At 51.3% G+C, this 23,395-nt stretch carries 18 protein-coding genes; 16 read left to right on the top strand and 2 right to left on the bottom strand.

All coding sequences use genetic code 11. The features are described from left to right. Position 1: 1 nt before the first annotated feature. The 6 genes from nikC to LQE92_RS04225 all read left to right on the top strand — a co-directional run bounded on the left by nikC (position 2) and on the right by LQE92_RS04225 (position 5,544). Complete coding sequence (gene nikC, locus LQE92_RS04250) at positions 2-826, top strand: nickel transporter permease (protein ID WP_231061742.1); 825 nt, start codon at positions 2-4, stop codon at positions 824-826. Beyond that, entirely contained in the window at positions 819-1,625 is an 807-nt protein-coding gene (locus tag LQE92_RS04245) for an ABC transporter ATP-binding protein (protein ID WP_231061741.1), read from the top strand. The genes nikC and LQE92_RS04245 overlap by 8 nt, the downstream gene beginning before the upstream one ends. Then, entirely contained in the window at positions 1,618-2,364 is a 747-nt protein-coding gene (locus LQE92_RS04240) for an ABC transporter ATP-binding protein (RefSeq protein WP_231061740.1), read from the top strand. The genes LQE92_RS04245 and LQE92_RS04240 overlap by 8 nt, the downstream gene beginning before the upstream one ends. A 25-nt stretch (positions 2,365-2,389) precedes the next feature. Then, positions 2,390-3,154, top strand: a complete 765-nt coding sequence (locus tag LQE92_RS04235) for a class I SAM-dependent methyltransferase (protein WP_231061739.1) — start codon at positions 2,390-2,392, stop codon at positions 3,152-3,154. Between the two features lie 382 nt (positions 3,155-3,536). Beyond that, positions 3,537-3,944, top strand: a complete 408-nt coding sequence (locus tag LQE92_RS04230) for a PH domain-containing protein (protein WP_231061738.1) — start codon at positions 3,537-3,539, stop codon at positions 3,942-3,944. Positions 3,945-4,059: 115 nt separating this feature from the next. After that, positions 4,060-5,544, top strand: coding sequence for a DUF1846 domain-containing protein (locus LQE92_RS04225; protein WP_331001230.1), 1,485 nt, complete (start codon positions 4,060-4,062; stop codon positions 5,542-5,544). A gap of 60 nt (positions 5,545-5,604) precedes the next feature. On the opposite strand, the gene LQE92_RS04220 is transcribed toward LQE92_RS04225, so the two are convergent. Next, the gene (locus tag LQE92_RS04220; protein ID WP_231061737.1) at positions 5,605-7,215 is read right to left on the bottom strand and encodes a CTP synthase; all 1,611 of its coding nucleotides are present in this window, start codon (positions 7,213-7,215) and stop codon (positions 5,605-5,607) included. A gap of 241 nt (positions 7,216-7,456) precedes the next feature. Here LQE92_RS04220 and ftsH point away from each other — a divergent pair, with 241 nt between their 5' ends. After that, positions 7,457-9,538 carry an ATP-dependent zinc metalloprotease FtsH gene (ftsH, locus tag LQE92_RS04215; protein ID WP_231061736.1) on the top strand — a complete coding sequence of 694 codons (2,082 nt, stop codon included), beginning with the start codon at positions 7,457-7,459 and terminating at the stop codon, positions 9,536-9,538. A 163-nt stretch (positions 9,539-9,701) separates the two neighbouring features. Here ftsH and LQE92_RS04210 read toward each other — a convergent pair whose 3' ends face one another. Continuing rightward, the gene (locus LQE92_RS04210) at positions 9,702-9,905 is read right to left on the bottom strand and encodes a hypothetical protein (protein ID WP_231061735.1); all 204 of its coding nucleotides are present in this window, start codon (positions 9,903-9,905) and stop codon (positions 9,702-9,704) included. 528 nt (positions 9,906-10,433) lie between these two features. Between LQE92_RS04210 and uvrC the strand changes: the two genes are divergently transcribed. The 9 genes from uvrC to LQE92_RS04165 all read left to right on the top strand — a co-directional run bounded on the left by uvrC (position 10,434) and on the right by LQE92_RS04165 (position 23,361). Next, entirely contained in the window at positions 10,434-12,281 is a 1,848-nt protein-coding gene (gene uvrC / locus LQE92_RS04205; RefSeq protein WP_231061734.1) for an excinuclease ABC subunit UvrC, read from the top strand. A gap of 96 nt (positions 12,282-12,377) precedes the next feature. Then, on the top strand, positions 12,378-13,334 hold the full coding sequence (hprK, locus tag LQE92_RS04200) for an HPr(Ser) kinase/phosphatase (RefSeq protein ID WP_231061733.1): 957 nt from the start codon (positions 12,378-12,380) through the stop codon (positions 13,332-13,334). A 73-nt stretch (positions 13,335-13,407) separates the two neighbouring features. After that, positions 13,408-14,313: a UDP-N-acetylmuramate dehydrogenase gene (murB, locus tag LQE92_RS04195; protein ID WP_231061732.1), complete on the top strand. Its 906-nt coding sequence runs from the start codon at positions 13,408-13,410 to the stop codon at positions 14,311-14,313. 48 nt (positions 14,314-14,361) lie between these two features. Continuing rightward, on the top strand, positions 14,362-15,303 hold the full coding sequence (gene whiA, locus LQE92_RS04190; protein WP_231061731.1) for a DNA-binding protein WhiA: 942 nt from the start codon (positions 14,362-14,364) through the stop codon (positions 15,301-15,303). Positions 15,304-15,313: 10 nt separating this feature from the next. After that, the gene (locus LQE92_RS04185) at positions 15,314-15,556 is read left to right on the top strand and encodes an HPr family phosphocarrier protein (protein WP_331001237.1); all 243 of its coding nucleotides are present in this window, start codon (positions 15,314-15,316) and stop codon (positions 15,554-15,556) included. Between the two features lie 171 nt (positions 15,557-15,727). Beyond that, complete coding sequence (locus tag LQE92_RS04180; RefSeq protein ID WP_231061730.1) at positions 15,728-19,213, top strand: DNA polymerase III subunit alpha; 3,486 nt, start codon at positions 15,728-15,730, stop codon at positions 19,211-19,213. A gap of 58 nt (positions 19,214-19,271) precedes the next feature. Continuing rightward, entirely contained in the window at positions 19,272-20,246 is a 975-nt protein-coding gene (pfkA, locus tag LQE92_RS04175; protein WP_231061729.1) for a 6-phosphofructokinase, read from the top strand. A gap of 213 nt (positions 20,247-20,459) precedes the next feature. Beyond that, entirely contained in the window at positions 20,460-22,706 is a 2,247-nt protein-coding gene (locus tag LQE92_RS04170) for a RelA/SpoT family protein (protein ID WP_231061879.1), read from the top strand. A 10-nt stretch (positions 22,707-22,716) separates the two neighbouring features. Next, entirely contained in the window at positions 22,717-23,361 is a 645-nt protein-coding gene (locus LQE92_RS04165) for an MBL fold metallo-hydrolase (protein WP_231061728.1), read from the top strand. Positions 23,362-23,395 lie beyond the last annotated feature (34 nt).

The following is a 23,395-nucleotide window of genomic DNA, read 5'->3' as shown; positions in this document are numbered from 1 at the left end:
CATGAATAGGACAAAAAAAAGAGCTGTGGTCTTGCTTGTTATGCTGTCCATGGTTCTGGTGCCGACGATGGCCGGACGTTTTTTGGCGCCGAATGATCCGTATCAGACTAATCTTTCTCAGGCGCTTAAAGGGCCGTCTGCGGTATATCCGTTTGGAACCGACAATCTGGGCCGGTGTATTTTGTCCAGGATACTGGAAGGCGCCGCGGCATCGATTTTTTCCGCTCTGGCGGTGGTCGCCGTTGTTTTTACAATTGGTACGCTGATCGGCTTGACCGCGGGGTATGCCGGCGGGTGGATCGATCAGGTGCTCATGAAGGTCACCATGGTGTTTCAGGCGTTTCCCAGCTTTATCCTGGCGGTTGCAGTGGCCGGAATGCTGGGACCGGGGCTGAGAAACGCGATGATTTCTCTGGCTGTGATGTATTGGACCACCTATGCCCGGCTTGCCAGAAGCCTGGTCATACAGCTGAAGGAGGAAGCTTATATAAAAGCGGCGAAAATGTGCGGGGCGAAGGGCCGCCATATTATATTCCGCCATATCCTTCCCAACATGATCTCTCCAATGATGATCACGGCGGCGCTGGATATCAGCAATGTGACCCTCAGCATGGCAGGTCTTTCCTTCCTGGGACTTGGCGTACAGGCGCCTCTGGCGGAATGGGGGCTGATGATCAGCGATGGGAGACCGTACCTGCAGACAGCTCCGTGGTGTATTTTCTTCCCCAGCCTGGCGCTGTTCGCAGTAGTGGTTTTGTTTAATCTGACCGGGGACTGTCTCCGGGATGCAATAGATGCCAGGGGGGAGGGGCGAGCAGATGCTTGAGGTGAAAAACATAACCGTTGCCTATGGAAGCGACACGGTGGTGAAGGACGTCAGCTTTGCCGTGAAGCCGGGAGAGGTGATCGGAATCGTGGGCGAGAGCGGAAGCGGAAAGAGTACGGTTCTTAAAAGCATATTGGGGCTTTTGGACAGCCGTGGAAAGGTGCTGGGAGGCGAGATCCTTCTGAACGGTGAAAATCTGCTGGGATTTACTTCCGGCAGGATGCGGCAGATTCGGGGAAAAGAAATAGCCATGGTATTTCAGCATCCGGAGCTTTCATTAGATCCGGTCTGGCCGGTCGGAAGATCTTTTTATGAAAGTATACGCGTTCATCGGGAGATCACAAAGAAGGAAGCCGCCGTACAGGGAAGGAAATTACTTGAGGCGCTGGAATTGGGAGAACCGGATAAGATTCTTTCTTCTTATCCTTTTGAACTGTCGGGAGGAATGTGCCAGCGGGCGGCCATCGCGATAGCCATGGCAAACCGGCCGGGAATTCTGCTGGCGGATGAGCCGACCAGCGCTCTGGATGTGACCGTACAGAAACAGGTGATCGAAACAATGATGCAGATGAGGAAAGAATTCAGCGCTTCAATCTTGATCGTCTCCCACAACATAGGCGTCATCGCGAAGATGGCTGATTTCGTCGGCGTGATGAGGAGAGGGCAGATGGTAGAATGGGGGACGAAGGAAGAAGTACTTTACTCGCCGGAGCATGACTATACCAAAGCCCTGATCCGGGCTGTTCCGAAAATGGGCGGAGAGCTTCCGGCAGCCGCGGAGGAGGTTGGCCATGGCTGAATGTATTCTGGAAGTAAAAGATTTGACAAAGCGCTTCCGCGGCAGGGATAAAAAAGGACGGGAGGATACGGAAGAACAGGCGGCGGTGGACGGCGTCAGCTTTTCCATAGAAAAGGGAGAATGCCTCGGCCTGATCGGTGAGAGCGGGAGCGGGAAGTCTACGACGGCTTATATGGCGGCCGGCCTTTTGAAGCCTGATCGAGGGGAGTGCTTATTTCATGGCCGCCATATGCAGATGGTATTTCAGGATCCCATGAAAGCCATGAATCCGCGGAAGAAAGTCATTGACAGCATCAGCGAAGGGCTTCTTTATCATAGAAACGGACTTTCCAGAGCCCAAATCCGGGAAAAAGCATTGGAGGCCATGGATATGGTACAGATTGACAGGAGCTTTGCGGAACGGTACAGCCGGGAACTGTCCGGCGGAGAATGCCAGAGAGCGACCATCGCCAGAGCTATCCTGATACGGCCGGAGCTTTTAATCTGTGACGAGGTGACCAGCGCTCTGGACGTTTCCGTTCAGGCTCAGATCATAAGACTTCTGGACAGCCTGAAGAAACGGCTGAGACTGTCGTATCTGTTCATTTCCCATGATATCGCTCTGGTGAGCAGCATCTGTGACCGAGTGGCCGTGATGTACCGGGGCAAAATAGTAGAGATAGGAAGAACAAAAGATGTGATTGCAGATCCTCAAAATGAATATACAAGATGTCTGATTGATTCGATACTGACTTTATAAAAAGACGGACAAAAAGGAGATTTATATGAATAATAAAGAAGCGGTGATCGTCGGAAAGCGCTGGAGTTATTGCGCTGAGGGATATGATTCCATCATTCAGGAGGAATTTGAAGGGGAGCAGCCTTCCCGCTGGAGCAGGCTGCTGCGGGAAAATGCCCCAAAGACGTGTGGAAAGGCATTGGATATCGGGACTGGTCCCGGTTTTTTTGCGGTATTGCTCAGCCGGATGGGATGGGAAGTCACAGGCATAGACTGTGCGGAGGAGATGGTCAGAACTGCCGCCAAAAATGCCGAGGTTTTAGGCCTGAAGGCTGGGTTTTATCAAATGGACAACCACCATCTGAATTATCCGGATAATACCTTTGATTATATTGTCAGCAGAAATGTCACCTGGATTCTTTATGATCCGGAAGAAGCCTTTAAAGAATGGTTCCGTGTGCTGAAGCCGGGAGGACGGATTCTTTATTTCGATGCGAATTGGCCTTATTCGGAAAGTAAGTCTTTTTTGGAAGCTCAGAAGAGAGACGAGGAGGCATACAGAAAGCTGTATGGAGAACCGGCCAATACATATCAAGGGGATGAGGAGACAGAAGAAAAATTCAAAAGTCTGCTTTATTTTGACAAGGTGTGGAGACCGGAATGGGATGAACGCTACCTTCCGAACTGCGGATACTGTAACGTCAGAGTGATTCCAAGAGTCAATGAGGAAGTCTACAGCGAATCAAAACAGCTTTTATACCGTTCAACGCCGATGTTTCTGGTGACAGCGGATAAGCCGTTGGATCGGTAAAGCGGGACCGTTTAAGCCTGCCCAATCACCTAGGGGCTGGCGGAAGACAGCGGAGGTCTGCATTATGATATCCCGGGCATGGGGATGGAAAAGAAAAAAGACGCTTCCGGAATCCCCTTAAATCAAGGGAAAAAATAATCATTAAAAACAACCATGGGGGCGGCTTGCGCGGCCGGCCGGGTACTGATAAGATAATGACATAAACAAAAGCCCATTATTATACCTCAAATAAATACTCTATCAAAAAAGAAAGAGCCGGTGAAACCGGCTTTTTCTTTTTTTAACAACGAACGTGAATTACAAATGTTGAATGCTTTCTATATTATAAAGGCTGTGATAAAATAAAAAATAGTGCAGGGCAGAAAATGGGGAGTGTATAGTTATGAGGTATAAAGGAAAGAAAGCTATATGGTATTATACGGTTGTGATCCTCGTAAATTCGGGCATCATATGGCAGCTTGCCGGAAGCCGGAAAATCTCGGAGGCAGTGCTCCTTGGTCTGGCACTCATAGTTGCGGATGTTATTTTTATTCCCTGCTTAGTTCGAAACTATGTGGTGTTTCAGGAGGACGCGCTGTGCGTGGCCTTCGGTTTTTTTAATGAGAAAATTTGTTATAAAGATATCGTCAGGGTGTGGAAAACTCATAATCCGCTGGCTTCCTCTGCCGCTTCTCTGGACAGGATCGCCATAAAGACTAAGGGGGCCGAGTTCATGATATCCGTGCAGGACAAAGACGGGTTTCTGGAGGAGATCAAGACCAGGGCCGGTCTTGTTTCAAACCAGGGCTGAAGGGGAGGCAGAAATAAAGAGAGGCGCTTGCAATGCGCCGAATGATTCTGTATAATAGGAACGTATTACACAGGATACCCTTTGTACATCGATGCTATTATTGGGGGATACAAAAGTGAGGAAAACGGGATTTGACAATGAGAAATATCTGCAGATGCAGTCAGAGCATATCAGGGAGCGGATCTCTCAGTTCGGAGGGAAGCTTTATCTGGAGTTCGGAGGAAAGCTGTTTGACGATTATCATGCCTCCCGGGTGCTCCCGGGATTTCAGCCGGACAGCAAGCTTCGGATGCTCCTGCAGATCAAGGAGCAGGTGGAGATCGTCATAGCCATAGGAGCGGCTGATATTGAAAAGAACAAGGTCCGGGGAGACTTGGGCATCACCTATGATTCCGATGTGCTCCGGCTGATCGATGAATTCCGGGGAATCGGCCTCTATGTGGGCAGCGTGGTGCTGACCAGATACCAAGGGCAGCCAGCGGCTGAGGCATTTCAGAAGAGGCTGGAATCTCTGGGGGTGCGTGTATACAGACATTATCTGATTGAAGGCTATCCTTCCGACCTGACCAGAATTGTCAGCGATGAAGGCTATGGAAAAAATGAATATATAGAGACCACCAGGGAACTGGTGGTGGTGACAGCCCCGGGGCCGGGCAGCGGGAAGATGGCCACCTGCCTTTCCCAGCTGTATCATGAACATAAGAGGGGAATTCAGGCAGGCTATGCGAAGTTTGAGACATTTCCCATCTGGAACCTGCCTCTCAAGCATCCGGTGAATCTGGCTTATGAAGCGGCTACGGCGGATTTGGATGATATCAACATGATCGATCCGTTCCATTTGGAGGCATATGGAGAGACCACGGTCAACTATAACCGGGATGTGGAGATATTTCCGGTGCTGACTGCGATGTTGGAAAAGATTGTGGGGAAATGCCCTTATAAGTCCCCGACGGATATGGGGGTCAATATGGCCGGCAATTGTATCTTTGATGACGAGGCGGTCAGGGAGGCGTCCTGCCAGGAAATCATTCGACGGTACTATACGGCCCTCTGCGGACAGCGAAAGGGAGCCACAGAGGATAATGTGGTCTATAAGCTGGAGCTTTTGATGAAGAAAGCAGGGGTCACACCGGAAGACCGGGCTGTGGTGAAGCCGGCTCTGGCAAAAGCGGATGCTACCGGGGAACCGGCCGCCGCCATGGAGCTGCCGGACGGCACCATCCTCACGGGCAGGACATCGGAGCTTTTGGGACCTTCCTCGGCGCTTCTTCTGAACGCTCTGAAAACGCTGGGAGGAATTGAGGACAGTGTCCATTTGATCTCACCGACCATCATTGAGCCGATTCAGAAGCTGAAGGTAGGATATCTCGGGAATAAGAATCCCAGGCTCCATACGGATGAGGTGCTCATCGCACTGTCCATCTGTGCGGCATCCGACGGAGAAGCCCAGAAAGCCATGGAGCAGCTGTCCAGGCTCAGAGGCTGTGAAGCCCATTCTACGGTAATCCTTTCCCATGTGGATGAGAAGATATTCCGCAGGCTGGGAGTGAACATCACATATGAGCCCAAATATCAGACTTCGAAGCTGTATCATGTATGACCGTAATAATAATTAGAAGGACCATGCACATCTGTGCATGGTCCTCTTAATAGGAAGCTTTTATTTTCCTTCCTGATGCTTAAGGGCAGCGCCAACGAAGCCGCGGAACAGAGGATGGGGCCGGTTGGGCCGGGACTTCAGTTCCGGGTGGGCCTGAGTCGCCAGGAACCAAGGATGAGATTTCAATTCAATCATTTCCACAATGCGTCCGTCGGGGGAAATGCCGGAGAGTGTCAGGCCGCTTTCCTCCATGACCTTTCGGAAATCGTTGTTGACCTCATAGCGGTGTCTGTGGCGTTCGTGGATGATCTCCTGACCGTAAAGCTCATAAGCTTTTGTGGATTTGTCCAGGACGCAGGGATAAGACCCAAGTCTCAGTGTGCCGCCGATGTCTTCAATTCCGTTCTGGTCGGGCATCAGATGGATGACCGGATGGGCTGTCTGGGGATCCAGTTCCACACTGTGGGCGTCCCCATATCCAATCACATTGCGGGTATACTCCACGATGGCCAGCTGCATACCGAGACAGAGGCCGAGGAATGGGACACAGTTCTCACGGGCATACTTGATGGCGGAAATCTTGCCGTCGATGCCCCGGCTTCCGAAACCTCCTGGTACCAGGATACCCGCCGTGTCTCCAAGGATCTCGGCTGCGTTTTTGTCTGTTACAGTTTCAGAATCGACCCATTTGATCGTGACGTCTGCGTGATTGGCTACAGCGCCGTGACGGAGGGCCTCGACTACGCTGATATATGCGTCATGGAGCTGGATGTATTTTCCCACCAGTGCCACAGTGACTTTTTTCCTGGGCTTTTTCCAGGCTTCTATCATTGCCTCCCATTCCGCCAAATCTGGTTTGGGACAGCTGAGTCTCAGGCATTGGCATGCGACCTCAGCCAGATGCTCCTTCTCCATGGCGAGCGGGGCTTCATATAAAATGTCAACATCCAGGTTCTGCAGAACATGGCTGGCGGGAACATTACAGAATAGGGCGATCTTAGAGCGGATCTGGTCGTCAAGAGGATACTCGGAACGGCATACGATGATATCCGGCTGGATTCCGATGCCCTGCAGTTCCTTTACGCTGGCCTGGGTGGGCTTTGTCTTCAGCTCTCCGGAAGCTTTTAGATAAGGAATCAGAGTCACATGGATCAGAATGGCGTTTTCATGGCCGACGTCGTGCTGGAACTGGCGGATGGCTTCCAGGAATGGCTGGCTTTCTATGTCGCCTACGGTGCCGCCCACTTCTATAATGGCGATTTCAGTTTCTTGGGTGGAATAATTTCGATGAAAACGGTCTTTGATCTCGTTGGTGATATGAGGGATGACCTGTACGGTGCCCCCGCCGAAATCTCCCCGTCTTTCTTTAGATAAAACAGACCAGTAAATCTTACCTGCGGTTACGTTGGAATTTTTAGTGAGACTTTCATCAATGAATCTTTCGTAATGTCCAAGATCCAGGTCAGTCTCGGCTCCGTCGTCGGTGACGAAGACCTCTCCGTGCTGGATGGGGTTCATGGTACCCGGGTCGATGTTGATGTAGGGGTCAAATTTCTGCATGGTGACGGTGTAGCCTCTGGATTTCAGCAGGCGCCCAAGGGATGCTGCCGTAATTCCTTTTCCGAGGCCGGATACCACGCCGCCGGTAACGAACACGTATTTTACGGGCATGTTTTGTCCTCCTTTTGAGTAAGAGATTATGTCAAAAATAACTTATATAGTATACAACCGGAAAAAAAATAATGCTAGGACTTTTTGCGGAAAATTTTATAAATCCTTAAGAAATGTGAACAATATTTCATGATGGATGTATTGATTTATTATGGAAATGCTTTATAATAGTAAAGACAGCTTCGGTGGACAGAAAAACAGCTTAACTGCCGATATAGGAGCATAAAGGAGAAAATAATATATGGATAACCCAAATCAGAACCGGAACCAGAAAGGGAACGGGAATGGAAACAAGCCGGGCAGGAATAATCAGATGATCCTGCTCCTGGTAGTGGCCGCTGTAGTCACGCTGCTGTGTGTTTCCATGATGAGCAGCTTCCTTTCCGACGGTACCAGGACTGAGGTGACATACAGCGATTTCATTCAGATGGTGAAGGACGGGAAGGTGAAATCCGTAGTTATCAAGGACGATGAGATCCTGATCACACCTGTGTCCGATTATACGGTGCAGAGCACGGAGGACTCGCCTTTTTACTATCTGCAGACTGAGACCTATTATACGGTGCGGATAGAAGATCCGGATCTGACCTCCACACTGTTAAGTTCCAATGTAGAGATAAAAGGGAAAAAGCCAAACACCAATTCCACGCTGCTCGATATTCTGCTGGTATATATCCTGCCGGTCGCTTTGGTGTGGATATTCCTCATGTTTATCATGAGACGTTCCGGCGGCGGCGGAGTCATGGGCGTGGGCAAGAGCAACGCCAAGATGTATGACGTCCAAAAGGAGACCGGTGTTTCATTCAAGGATGTGGCCGGAGAGGACGAGGCCAAAGAATCGCTCCAGGAGATCGTGGATTTCCTCCACAATCCAGGAAGATATTCAACCATCGGCGCCAAACTGCCGAAAGGAGCCCTGCTGGTGGGACCTCCAGGAACCGGTAAGACACTGCTGGCAAAGGCTGTGGCCGGTGAAGCCAAAGTGCCGTTCTTTTCTCTTTCCGGTTCTGATTTTGTGGAAATGTTTGTGGGTGTCGGTGCATCCAGAGTACGTGACCTGTTTAAAAAGGCCCAGGAAAACGCGCCGTGCATCGTCTTCATAGATGAGATCGACGCCATAGGCAAGAGCCGTGATTCCCGATACGGCGGAGGGAATGATGAGCGAGAACAGACGCTCAATCAGCTGCTTTCGGAGATGGACGGTTTTGATTCCAATAAAGGCGTCTTCATTCTGGCAGCGACGAACCGTCCGGAAATCCTGGATAAGGCACTTTTGCGTCCCGGACGTCTGGACCGCCGGATCATCGTTGATAAACCGGATCTGAAGGGCCGTATCAATATACTGAAGGTGCACTCCAAAGATGTCCTTATGGATGACTCCGTAGATCTGGAAGCGATTGCGCTGGCGACGTCCGGCGCAGTGGGTTCTGACCTGGCAAATATGATAAATGAAGCAGCTATCAACGCAGTGAAGCACGGACGCCACGTGGTCAGCCAGGCCGATCTGTTTGAAGCCGTGGAAGTAGTGCTCGTAGGCAAGGAGAAGAAGGACCGTATCATGAGCGAGAAGGAGCGCAGGATCGTTTCTTATCACGAAGTGGGCCATGCGCTGGTCAGCGCTCTCCAAAAGGATTCGGAGCCGGTACAGAAGATCACCATCGTGCCCCGCACCATGGGCGCCCTTGGTTATGTGATGAACGTGCCGGAGGAAGAGAAGTATCTGAACAGCGAGGCGGAACTGAAAGCCATGCTGGTGCAGTTTTTGGGCGGCAGGGCTGCCGAGGAGCTTGTGTTTGACACAGTGACTACGGGAGCGGCCAATGATATTGAACGGGCGACCGCTGTGGCCAGAGCCATGGTCACCCAGTATGGAATGTCCAGGAAGTTCGGTCTGATGGGCCTTGAATCCGTTGAGAGCAAATATCTGGACGGCAGGGCGGTGCTCAACTGTGCCGATGTGACTGCCGCTGAGATAGACAGCGAGGTCAAGCTGATGCTGGAGGAAGCCCATGAAGAGGCAAAGCGTCTGCTGTCCCAGAACCGCGAGGCGCTGGATAAGATCGCCGCGTTCCTGATCGAACGGGAAACGATCACGGGCAAAGAGTTCATGCGTATCTTCCGTGAGATCAAAGGAGAGCCCGTGGAAGAAACGGCTCCTGAAAAGAAAACGGCGGAAATTGCCGGCGGACAAAAACCGGAACAGGAAGATGAGGTCCGCAGTGTGGGTGCGGCAGACTTGAATGCGGCCAATCTCGATTCGGATAAAGAAGACGGGGCGGAAGCCGGAGAACCGGAATCAGGGGATGATGGAAAAGAAGAATAGAGCATTCTTCTGAATTTGATAAATGAGTGTGGGAACCCGGCCGGGAGACTCCTGAGGAGCCTGGCCGGGATTCTTATTTTATACCTTGCCGCACGAAGTGCGCCTGCTCGGAGGGCATGTATTTAGGGGTGCCTTTGGGTATGATACTAAATACTTTTTGGAATCATTCTATTAGTCCTAGCCAAGAAATCGGCAGAAGTTCCGAGCCGTCATGATTTCGGTTCGCTGGCGATGCAGGGGCCGCTTTATCCCCGCTCCGGAAGTACCGCTCACATGTCGACAGGAAATCTTTATGATTTCCCGTCTCCTGTTCGCTCAAAAACGGAATCGGATTTTCCGTTTTTGTCTCCTTCCGCCTGGGGAACACCGGCCGCTGCCCTGCGGCGCTCTCCTTTAGGTCGGCCCGGAATCTTTCTGCCGGCGCCCTGTCTGCCGCACCGTTTCAGACATGCGCCATTTTCCTGATTCCAGAAAAGGATCGGATATCCGCACGGACCGCCCGCCTTACGGCGGCGGGCCTCCGTGGCCGCCTCAATGGCTTTCAAAACAAACTGGAGGTTATTTCGGTGCGGGAAGAGGAGCAGGAGGAATGATCCGATTCCATCGTAAGGGGAGCGCTGCAAAGGCGTTGGCAGGATCTTCCTGGCCGAAGGGAGGCAAAAATCGCATATCATGCGGATTTTTGTTGGAATCTGACATGGAAAAATATCGATTTATCCATGTCAGTTGGAAAGGACCGACCGAAGGCCGCAAAGATGCTGGTTACGGTTGCCAGCGACCCGCCTGGATGGAAGCGGACTTCCTCCTGTCTCCTAGGGCTATAAAAATGAATTTATTTGAAAGATATTTAAAGGTATACAGTAACAGTTTCAGCTATTCGGAAGGGAGGGACTCGATGTTTGACATAGAGGAGGAGCTTAAGAAGCTTCCGGGAAAGCCGGGGGTCTATCTGATGCACGACGATAAAGACGAGATCATATATGTGGGAAAGGCAATCAGCCTGAAAAACCGTGTGCGCCAGTATTTTCAGAGCAGTCGGGGAAAAACTGCGAAAATCAATAAAATGGTTTCCCGGATTGCCAGGTTTGAATATATTGTTACAGATTCGGAGCTGGAAGCCCTTGTGCTGGAAAGCAATTTGATCAAGGAATATAAGCCGCGGTATAATACCATGCTGAAGGATGACAAGAATTATCCTTATATCAAGGTGACGGTGGGAGAGGCTTATCCCAGAGTGCTGTTCGCCAGAGACATGAAGCGGGACAAATCCCGCTACTTTGGCCCCTACACCAGCGCTGGCGCCGTGAAAGACAGCATCGGACTGATCCATAAGCTGTATAAAATACGTACCTGTCACAGGAATCTTCCAAAGGATATCGGAAAGGAGCGGCCGTGTCTGAATTACCATATCAGGCAGTGCGAGGCTCCCTGCCAAGGATATATCAGCCAGGAGAAATATCGGGAATCGGTGAACCAGGTCCTGGAATTTTTGGGAGGGCATTATGATAATATCCTGAATGTGCTGGAGAAGCAGATGAAGGAGGCCGCGGAGACTTTGGATTTTGAAACAGCCGCATCGGTGCGGGAGCTGTTATTCAGCGTCCAGAAGATCGCACAGACCCAGAAGATCACGGACAGCGTTCAGGAGGACCGGGACATCATCGCGTTTGCGGATGACGGCAGGGATGCCGTGGTGCAGATTTTCTTTATGAGAGAGGGCAAGCTCATCGGCCGGGACAATTTTCATTTATCCATTGGAGAAGGAGACGGTCCGGCTCAGATCATGACAGGCTTTATCAAACAGTTTTACGCGGGAACTCCGTTTATACCAAAGGAGCTGATGATTCAGCATGACGTGGAGGACGGAGAACGGGAGATCATTGAGAGCTGGCTGAGTAAAAAAAGAGGGCAGAAGGTGGTCCTTCGGGTGCCGAAAAAAGGAGAGAAAGCCCGGCTCATGGAGATGGCGGAAAAAAATGCCAGCATTATTTTAAACCAGGACAGGGAAAAGATAAAGAGAGAAGAGCAAAAGACAACGGGTGCGGTAAAAGAGCTGGAAGAGATCCTCGGGCTTTCGGGCATCGTGCGGATGGAAGCCTTTGATATTTCCAACATCAGCGGATTCCAGTCGGTGGGCTCTATGGTGGTCTACGAGTATGGACGTCCGAAACGGGCGGATTACAGGAAATTCCGGATACAGACAGTCAAAGGGCCGGATGATTATGCTTCCATGGAAGAAGTGCTGACCAGGCGCTTTGTCCATGGGAAGGAAGAACAGGCCGGTATCCGGGAAACCGGAGGGTTTGACCGGTTTCCGGATATCATCATGATGGACGGAGGCAAGGGACAGGTCTCCGTAGCGAAGCAGGTGCTGGAGAAGCTTAAGCTGGACATTCCGGTCTGCGGCATGGTGAAGGATGACAATCACAGGACCAGAGCTTTATACTTTGAAGGAAGAGAGCTGCCATTGGAGCACCACGGAGAGGGATTCCGGCTTTTGACCAGGATTCAGGATGAAGCCCACCGTTTCGCCATAGAATATCACAGGAGTCTCCGCGGCAGGGACCAGGTCCACTCCGTGCTGGAAGACATTAAAGGGATAGGGCCTGTGCGCCGGAAAGCGCTGATGCGGTATTTTAAGACGATGGAGCAGCTGAAAGCGGCTTCCGTGGAGGAACTGGCCGGGCTGCCGCAGATGAATGAAGCGTCGGCACAGGCAGTCTACGAGTTTTTCCACAGCTGATTCCGTACTTGCGCTTGTTTCTCTCCTGTGATAGTATGAAAAAAACGGGAGCACCCTGCGGTATCTTTGGAATCAGCGGGTCGTAAGGAGGAAAAGATGAATTCACCAGTGGTAAAGCTGAGCAACTTGATCGATAAAATGAAGCTGGAAAACCTGACGCCGGAAATCGATATTACGGATATAGAGATCAACTATCCGGACATCAACAGGCCCGCCCTGCAGCTGGCAGGCTTTTTTGACCATTTCAGCCATGAGCGGGTACAGGTGATCGGAAATGTGGAGTATGCTTATACAAGCACCATGTGTGAATCCGCAAAGGTCGCCATGTACGAGCAGATCTTCAGCCGGGAGATACCTTGTCTGGTATATGCCAGGAGTCTGGAGCCCGACGATGAAGTCAGGAAGCTGGCGATTAAATACAATATTCCCCTTCTTTCCACAAAAAAGACGACTTCCGACTTTATGGCGGAAGTGATCCGCTGGCTGAAGGTTCAGCTGGCGCCCAGCATCAGCATCCATGGCGTTTTGGTTGATGTGTTTGGCGAGGGTGTGCTGATTATGGGTGAGAGCGGCATTGGAAAAAGTGAGGCCGCCCTGGAGCTGATCAAGAGAGGCCACCGTCTTGTGACTGATGATGTGGTGGAGATCCGCAAGGTCAGTGATGATACGCTGGTGGGGACGGCCCCCGATATCACCAGGCATATGATCGAGCTGCGCGGCATCGGCATACTGGATGTAAAGACGTTGTTTGGCGTGGAAAGTGTGAAGAACACCCAGACCATTGATATGGTGATCAATCTGGAGGACTGGGACAGAGATAAGGAGTATGACCGGCTGGGCATGGATGAACAGTATACGGAGTTCCTGGGCAATAAGGTGGTCTGTCACAATATTCCAATCCGTCCGGGCCGTAACCTGGCGATCATCGTAGAATCGGCAGCCGTTAATTACCGCCAGAAGAAAATGGGCTATAACGCCGCCAAGGAGCTTTACAATCGAGTACAGAGGAATCTGATGAAGAGCAGAACGGACGCCGCGGAAGAGGAAAAATAACAGACGGAGAAAATATCTTTGACAAGACTGAATATCATATCATCAAGTAAATAAAATCAGGCAGGAGAAGTATATGGATTTATTTTGCGACAGACTGCAGGAGGCGGGAATTCAGGTATGCTGTGATGAACCGATGAAAAAGCACACGACATTTCAGATAGGAGGTCCTGCGGACTATTTTGTGACACCGGGCGGACGCGACGGACTGGGAAAGACAATCCGGCTGTGCCGGGAAATGGAGAAGCCGTATTTTATCCTTGGAAACGGAAGTAATCTTCTGGTCAGCGACAGAGGATATCGGGGCGTGATCATCCATATGGGGAAGGCTTTCGGACAAGTGGAGGCTGTTGCCGGAGGGCTCCGTGCCGGTTCCGGCGCCATGCTGGCGAAGGTAGCTCTGAAAGCACTGGAAGAGGGACTCACAGGTCTGGAATTCGCATCAGGCATTCCCGGGACTCTCGGCGGAGCCATGGTGATGAACGCGGGAGCTTATGGAGGAGAGATGGCGCAGGTTGTTCGGTGCGCCCGGGTCCTGACGGAAGACGGAGAAGAAAAAGAGCTGAGCCTGGCCGAGCTGGATATGGGCTATCGCAGGAGCTGCATCCTGCCCGGAAAATATATTGTGACAGAAGTGGAAGTGGATCTGACCTCCGGAGACAAGACACAGATCAGGGCCAGGATGGATGAGCTGTCTGCCAGACGGAAGGAAAAACAGCCGCTGGAGTTTCCCAGCGCCGGCAGCACATTTAAGCGTCCAGAAGGATACTTTGCAGGTAAATTGATCATGGACGCGGGCCTTAGGGGCTACGCGGTAGGAGGGGCCTGCGTCTCGGAAAAGCACTGTGGCTTCGTGGTCAATAAAGGCGGTGCGACGGCAGAAAATGTCCTGAATCTGTGCCGGGATATACAGAAACGGGTCCAGGAAAAGTTCGGAGTTTTACTGGAAATGGAGATCAGGACTCTGGGTGATTTCAGTTGACAAGACGATTGTATGATGATATAACTGGAAGTGTTTTGAGGTGAGAGCATGTCTTTTTCGTCCAAAGTGAAGGAGGAGCTGTCCCGTCAGGTGAGCAGCGCGAGGCACTGCCAGATCGCAGAAGCGGCTGCTATATTCCGCATGTGCGGCAGGATCGCGGCAGTCGGGGACGGGCAGTATCAGCTGGTGCTCCGGATAGAGAACCAGGCGGTGGCAAAGAAATTTTCAGCCCTGCTGAAAAAAAGCTTTGATATATCACCAGAGGCCGCCGTGGGAGGAGATGCCCATACATTGGCTGTCTGCGGAAGCGGGGATGTCCTTCGTGTCCTGCGGGCGATGAAGCTGATAGATGAACAGGAGTGTCCGGAGGAACGGAAGGATTTCATCAGCAGCATGGTAGTCCAGAACTCCTGCTGTAAACGTGCTTTTATCCGGGGAGCGTTTCTGGCGGGCGGTTCCATCAGCAATCCGGAGAAATCTTATCATTTGGAGATTGTCTGTGCCAACGCGGAAAAAGCCGCGCAGCTTCAGACACTCATCAGTTCATTTGATATCGAAGCGAAGACGGTGCTTCGGAAAAAGTATCATGTCCTCTATATCAAAGAGGGGAATCAGATCGTGGATATGCTGGGAGTCATGGGAGCCAACGTGGCTTTGATGGAACTTGAGAATGTCCGGATCCTGAAGGAAATGAGAGGAACCGTGAACCGCAAGGTGAACTGCGAGACCGCTAATATAAATAAAACGGTATCAGCTGCCGTGGAGCAGATGAATGATATATTGTATATCCGTGATAGGATTGGCTTTGACAAGCTGCCGGAAGGCCTGGAGGAGGTTGCAGTCGCCAGGCTGGAACAGCCGGATGCGACTCTGAAAGAGCTGGGATGCTCTTTGGAGCCTCCGGTCGGGAAGTCAGGAGTCAATCATCGTCTGCGGAAATTGAAGGAATTGGCCAGTGCTTTAAGGGAAGACGAGGAGGAGAGTCTATGATTACAAAAAAATAACCATTGGGATTCCGGCAGGACTGGAAGCCCGCCCGGTGGCGATGCTTGTACAGGTGGCCAGCCAGTATGAAAGCAGTATTTATATCGAAGGCGATTCCAAGAAGGTGAATGCGAAAAGCATCATGGGTATGATGACCCTGGGCCTTAATGAGGGAGAGGCTGTACTGGTGACAGCGAACGGACAGGACGAGGAGCGGGCCGTAGCTGCCATAGAACAGTATCTGAGCAATGCATCATGACGAAAAGAACAAAATACCCCACAGGGCGCTGTGGGGTATTTTGTTCTTTTTTGAAATGATTTCAGCTGGGTACCGGCAGAAGTTCCGGAAGGAGAATCCCGCTTGCGGGATTCTTTGTTCTCCTGTATGATAGAATAGAAGTGAGTGTTTGCAGACAAAGGAGGAATCGGCATGGCGTTTACACATCTGCATGTTCATACGGAATATAGTCTGCTGGACGGCTCCAGCAAGATCAAGGAACTGGTCGGCCGTGCGAAGGAGCTGGGCATGGACAGCCTGGCTGTCACAGACCATGGAGTCATGTTCGGAGTAATAGATTTTTATAAAGCGGCCAAGGAAGCGGGAATCCGTCCAATACTGGGATGTGAGGTTTATGTGACGAGCGGTTCCCGCTTTGATAAAGAAGGGACAAATTCAGAGGACCGTTATTATCACCTCGTTCTTCTGGCAGAAAATAATACCGGGTACTCCAATCTGATGAAGATTGTCTCCAAAGGATTTCTGGACGGCTTTTATTATAAACCCCGGGTGGACTATGAGGTACTGGAGACCTATCATGAAGGAGTGATCGCGCTGAGCGCCTGTCTGGCAGGGGAGATACCGAAAAATATCGTAAGGGGGATGTATGAGGAGGCCTGTGCAGCGGCCCGCCGCTATGAATCTATTTTCGGAAAAGGGAATTTCTTTCTTGAACTCCAGGACCACGGGATACCGGAACAGAAGATGGTGAATACTCAGCTGGTGAGGATGAGCGAAGAGCTGGGAATCGATCTGGTGGCGACCAATGATATTCATTATACGTTTGCGGAGGATGCGGAGCCTCATGACATTCTGCTCTGTATCCAGACCGGCAAGAAAGTCAGTGATGAGAACCGGATGCGGTATGAAGGCGGACAGTATTACTGTAAATCTGAGGAAGAGATGCTGCATCTGTTCCCATATGCGCCGGAAGCGTTGGCGAATACTCAGAAGATTGCGGAACGCTGTCAGGTAGATATCGAATTCGGCGTGACCAAACTGCCGAAATTTGATGTGCCGGAGGGAAAAACTTCCTGGGGATATCTCAATGAGCTGTGCATGGAGGGGCTGAATAAACGGTATCCCGACGATGACGGAACGCTTTTGGAGCGGCTGCAGTATGAGCTTGGCGTCATAAAGGACATGGGATATGTGGATTATTTCCTGATCGTATGGGATTTCATCAAATTTGCCAGGGACCATGATATCATCGTAGGGCCCGGCAGAGGATCCGCCGCCGGAAGTGTTGTGGCCTATACTCTGGGGATCACGAATATTGATCCGATACGGTATAATCTCTTGTTTGAACGTTTTTTGAACCCGGAGCGGATATCCATGCCGGATATTGACATTGATTTTTGCTTCGAGAGAAGACAGGAAGTCATCGATTATGTGGGAGAAAAATACGGAAAAGACCGAGTAGTGCAGATTGTCACATTTGGTACGCTGGCGGCCCGGGGTGTCATACGGGATGTGGGAAGGGTGCTGGACCTTCCATATGCTCTCTGTGACCAGATCGCGAAGATGGTGCCCAATGAGCTTGGCATCACCATCGATAAGGCGCTCAAAAGGCCGGATCTCTCAGAAGCTTATAGGACAAATGAACAGGTAAAATATCTCATTGACATGTCGCGCCGGCTGGAGGGGCTTCCCAGACATACCTCCATGCATGCCGCCGGAGTCGTGATCAGCCAGAAGCCGGTGGAGGAGTATGTGCCTTTGTCACGGGCCACTGACGGATCTGTCACCACCCAGTACACTATGACCACTCTGGAGGAACTGGGTCTTTTGAAGATGGATTTTCTGGGCCTGCGTACCCTGACGGTCATACAGAATGCAGTAAAGCTGGCAGAGAAAAGCCGCGGAATTGCTATTGATATCGACCACATTGATTTCAATGATAAAAAAGTGCTGGATTCTCTCTGCACTGGAAGGTGCGAGGGCGTGTTCCAGCTGGAAAGCGCGGGCATGAAGACCTTTATGAAGGAGCTGCAGCCCCATAGCCTTGAAGATATCATCGCCGGCATCTCCCTGTACCGTCCGGGCCCCATGGACTTTATTCCCCAGTATATCCGCGGGAAAAACCATCCGGACGAGATCACGTATCATTGCCCTCAGCTGGAGCCGATCCTGGAGCCGACCTATGGCTGCATCGTATATCAGGAGCAGGTGATGCAGATCGTCCGTGACCTGGGCGGCTATACCCTGGGCAGAAGCGATTTGGTGCGACGGGCCATGTCCAAGAAAAAAGCGTCGATCATGGAAAAAGAGCGGAAGAACTTTGTATACGGCAATGAAAAAGAGGGAGTCAAAGGATGTATTGCCAACGGCATCGATGAGAAGACCGCAAACCAGATCTATGACGAGATGACGGACTTTGCCAAATATGCTTTTAATAAGTCCCATGCGGCGGCTTATGCGGTGGTGTCTTATGAGACGGCGTATCTGAAATATTATTATCCGGTGGAATATATGGCAGCGCTGATGTCGTCGGTGATCGATAATTCCTCAAAGGTGTCTGAATATATTCTGGTGAGCCGGTCCATGGGAATCTCTCTCCTGCCTCCCGATATCAACGAGGGGGTGGCGGATTTCTCCGTTTCCGGAGGAAGCATCCGGTATGGTCTGTCGGCCATTAAGAGCGTAGGAAAGAATGTCATAGATGAGATCGTCCGGAACCGGGAGGAGAACGGTCCTTATACCAGCCTGAAGGATTTCATTTACAGGCTGACCAATAAGGAAGTGAATAAGAGGAGTCTGGAGAACTTCATAAAGTCCGGAGCGCTGGACGGCCTGCCGGGGACGAGAAAACAGAAGATGCTTGCGTCAATGGAGCTGATCGAGCAGAAAAACCGGGAGAAGAAGATTGATATCGTCGGTCAGATGAATCTATTTGATTTTATGGGAGAAGAAGAGAAGGGATCCTATGAAGTCAAATTCCAGGATGTGGGAGAATACGAAAAGGAAGAGCTGCTGGCCTATGAAAAGGAAGTTCTGGGAATCTATGTGAGCGGGCATCCGCTGGAAAAATATCAGGACAAATGGAGAAAAAATATCACAGCCATGACTTCAGACTTCAATGTGGACGACGAGACGGGAGAAGCGGTGGTCACCGACGGCAGGATCGTCACAGTCGGAGGCATGATTACGGGTAAAACGGTAAAGACTACAAAGACCAACCAGCTGATGGCGTTTCTGACCATAGAGGATATGGTGGGCACCGTGGAAGTAATCGTTTTTCCGAGAGATTATGAGAACAGCCGCGCGCTTCTTGTGGAAGATAATAAAGTATTCGTACGCGGAAGGGTATCCCTGGGAGATGAGAACAAAGGAAAATTAGTATGCGAGAAGATCATTCCCTTTGACAGCCTGCCTAAAACTCTGTGGATTCAGTTCGATGACAAGGAATCCTATTTCGGCGGAGAAGAGGAGCTTTTAAAGCTCCTGTCCGACAGCGACGGAAGCGATCAGGTGGGGATCTTCCTGAAAAAGGAACGGGCCAAAAAATTGCTGGGCTTGGGCCACACGGTACAGGCCGAGACGGGGCTTTTGGAAAAACTTGCCGTAAAATATGGGAAAGAGAACGTAAAAGTTGTAGAAAAGCCTATTGAAAACAGGGGAATAATCAAATATAATTAAAAGTAATTCTATTTTGTAAAGACCCCGGCAGACGGCGGGCGGCTTGGAGGAAAAGAATATGGCAAAAGGAATCAATACCATCGGTGTGCTGACCAGCGGCGGCGACGCGCCGGGAATGAACGCCGCTATCCGTGCGGTGGTCAGGACCGCGATTTCCAAAGGCATGAATGTAAAAGGCATCCAGAGGGGATATGCAGGGCTGCTGAATGAAGAGATCGTGGATATGAACAGCCGGAGCGTGTCTGAAATCATCCAGCGGGGAGGAACTATCCTTTATACAGCCCGCTGTGAAGAATTCCGGACGGAAGAAGGGCAGGCGAGAGGGGCGGAGATGTGCCGTAAGCACGGTATCGACGGCCTGGTCGTCATCGGCGGCGACGGATCATACCGCGGCGCCGGAAAACTGGCGGAGCAAGGGATCAACACGGTGGGACTTCCGGGGACCATAGATCTGGACATAGCCTGTACAGATTATACGATCGGCTTTGACACGGCGGTGAACACAGCCATGGAGGCCATTGACAAAATACGGGATACGTCCACATCCCACGAGCGGTGCAGTATCATCGAGGTGATGGGACGAAATGCCGGATATATTGCGCTTTGGTGCGGGATCGCCAACGGCGCGGAGGACATTCTCCTGCCGGAGCGGTATGACTGCAATGAGCAGACGATCATCAATCATATCATTGAGCATAGGAAAAACGGAAAGAAGCACCATATCATAATCAACGCTGAGGGCATCGGCCACTCCACCAGCATGGCGAAGCGGATCGAGGCTGCCACCGGCATAGAGACGAGGGCTTCCATCCTGGGATATATGCAGAGAGGCGGCATGCCCAGTTGTAAAGACAGGGTATATGCTTCCATCATGGGGGCCAAGGCGGTGGAGCTGCTGGCCGAAGGAAAGAGCAACCGCGTTGTCGGCTGGCGGGGCGGAAAATTCGTGGACTACGACTTATATGAAGCGCTGGCGATGCAGAAGGACATCTGCGAGGAAGAGTACGCGATCAGCAAGATGCTGTCTCAGTGACAGGCTGAGGAAATTCCGGACAGAAAACTACTATACCAAAGGTGACGATATATGGCAGTATCCAATCAGAATGAAAAGTTGAATATAGAAGACAGACCGGTGCTCCGTTCAGAGGATATCCTGGAAACGGGAGTGAGTCTGAAGGGCGGAGCCGCTGAGACTTTTTCGGATGAGATATCACTTGACGGCGGGACTCTGGAATCCAAGCGGAAGATGGCCGGCGGAGATACCAAAGTGACGGCGACCACTCCGGAAGAACTCTTTGAGTTCCTCATAGAGTCGATCAAAAAATATCATCCGTCCGACGATCTGAGCATGGTACGGAAAGCCTATGAGACTGCCAACTCCGCCCACAAGGGGCAGCTGCGGAAGTCGGGAGAGCCGTATATTGTCCATCCCCTGAGCGTGGCCATCATCCTCGCGCAGCTGGAGCTGGATAAGGAATCCATTATCGCCGGTATCCTGCATGACGTGGTAGAGGATACGGTCATGACCATGGATGAGATGAAGCAGGCCTTTGGTGAGGAGGTCGCTCTTTTGGTGGACGGAGTCACCAAGCTGACTCAGCTGTCCTGGTCCGTGGACAAGGTGGAGATACAGGCTGAGAACCTAAGAAAGATGTTCCTGGCTATGGCTAAGGATATCCGCGTGATCCTGATCAAGCTGGCCGACCGGCTGCACAACATGCGGACGCTCCAGTATATGAGACCGGAGAAACAGAAAGAGAAGGCAAGGGAGACCATGGAGATTTATGCTCCCATCGCTGACCGTCTCGGAATCTCCAAGATCAAGATTGAACTGGATGACCTGTCTTTAAAGTACATGGAGCCGGAGGTATACTACGAACTAAAGGAAAAGATCACGCTGCGACGCAGCACCCGTGAAGAGCTCGTACAGAATATCATGGAAGAAGTTCAGGAGCATATGAGATCTGCCGGTATAGAAGCCAGGGTAGACGGGCGTGTAAAACATTTTTTCAGTATTTATAAGAAGATGGTGAACCAGCACAAGACTCTGGATCAGATATATGATATTTTTGCGGTGCGTATCATTGTGGATACGGTGAAGGACTGCTATGCGGCTCTCGGAGTCATCCATGAGATGTACAAACCCATACCGGGGCGGTTCAAAGACTATATCGCCATGCCAAAAGCCAATATGTATCAGTCCCTCCATACGACTCTGATAAGCAGTACGGGACAGCCCTTTGAAATCCAGATCCGGACATATGATATGCACCGGACGGCAGAATACGGGATTGCAGCCCACTGGAAGTATAAGGAAGGAAAGGACGGGCAGAACGCGGCCCAGAAGGAAGAAGAAAAGCTGAGCTGGCTTCGCCAGATCCTGGAATGGCAGAAGGACATGTCCGACAACAAGGAGTTCTTGTCTTCTCTGAAAACAGACCTGGATATCTTTTCGGAAAGCGTCTACTGCTTTACCCCGGAGGGCGATGTGAAAAACCTGCCCAGCGGATCCACTACGGTGGACTTTGCTTACAGCATCCACAGCGCCGTGGGAAATAAGATGGTAGGCGCCAGAGTCAATGACAAGCTGGTGCCTATTGATTATGTCATCCAGAACGGAGACCGGGTGGAGATCATTACCTCCCAGAATTCTAAGGGCCCCAGCCGCGACTGGCTGAAGACGGTCAAGAGCGCTCAGGCCAAAAATAAGATCAACCAGTGGTTCAAGACTCAGAATAAAGAAGAAAACATCATCCGCGGCAAGGAAATGGTGGAGCGGTACTGTAAAGCGAAAGGAATCAATTTCAGCGACATCAATAAGTCTGAGTATGAGGACAAGGTCCTCATGAAATATGGCTTCCGGGAATGGGACGCCGTTTTGGCGGCCATCGGCCACGGCGGCATGAAGGAAGGCCAGGTCATCAATAAGCTGATGGAGGAATATCAGCGGAAGCACCAGAAGGAGATCACCGATGAAAAGGTGTTGGGCGACGCTTCCATTGGAAAGGAAAAGCCTGCGTCGGAGAAAAGTAAGAGCGGTATCGTCGTCAAGGGCGTCCATGATCTGGCGGTCCGGTTTTCCAGGTGCTGCAGCCCGGTGCCCGGAGACGAGATCGTGGGGTTTGTGACAAGAGGCCGCGGTATTTCCATACACAGGACGGACTGCATCAATATCATCAATCTTCCGGAGGAGGAACGCTCCAGGCTGATTGACGCCGAGTGGCAGCTTCCCGAGGGAGACAAGACGCAGGAGACTTATTCTACGGAGATTAAAATATTCGCCCATAACAGAATTGGTATTTTTGTGGATATTTCCAGGATATTTACAGAGCGTCAGATCGATATCACATCCATGAACGTGAGGACCAGCAAACAGGGACTGGCGACGATCACCATGAGTTTTGATATCCACGGCGTGGAAGAGCTCCAGAGACTGGTCGAAAAGCTCCGCCAGGTGGAGAGCGTGATCGATATCGAGAGGACGGCCGGATAGGATATTATATATGAAGAAAAAATTACAGATTGAATGTGCAGTGCTGGGGATGATCAGCACCAACTGCTATTTTCTGATCAATGCAGAGACAAGTGAGACAATCATCGTGGATCCGGCGGACAACGCCGCAGATATCAGGAATTGGTGCAGGAACAATGGAAGGAAGCCGGCGGCGATTCTGCTGACCCACGGGCATTTTGACCATATGCTGGCGGCAGACGCGCTGAGAAATGAATTTTCCATCCGCATCTATGCGGCAGAAGCGGAACGGGAGCTTCTGGAGGATCCTGCTGCCAATCTTTCCGGCCAGTGGAGCCGGCCGGCGGTGCTTAAAGCGGATGAGTATCTGACAGATGGCCAGGTACTGGAGCTGGCAGGATTCCGGATCTGCGCCATCCTGACTCCTGGCCATACGGCCGGCGGCATGTGCTATTATCTGGAAGAAGAGGGCGTGCTGATCAGCGGCGACACGTTGTTTCGAGAATCTTACGGCCGGGTAGATTTCCCCACCTCTTCCATGTCGGAAATGGGGCGTTCCGTGAGGGAGAAGCTGCTGGTGCTGCCGGAGGATACCGTTGTCTATCCCGGCCACGGGGAAAGTACGACGATCGGATATGAAAAAGCTTATAATCCTCTGGCCCAGTGGAGCAGATGATGGATTTATGACAAAAAGGGCGCTTGCGGGGCGC

The sequence above is a fragment of the Lientehia hominis genome (assembly GCF_021044755.1).
GTDB lineage: Bacteria > Bacillota > Clostridia > Lachnospirales > Lachnospiraceae > Lientehia > Lientehia hominis.
The sequence above is the reverse complement of the archived record's forward strand: the minus strand, read 5'-3'. Positions and strand labels throughout refer to the sequence as shown.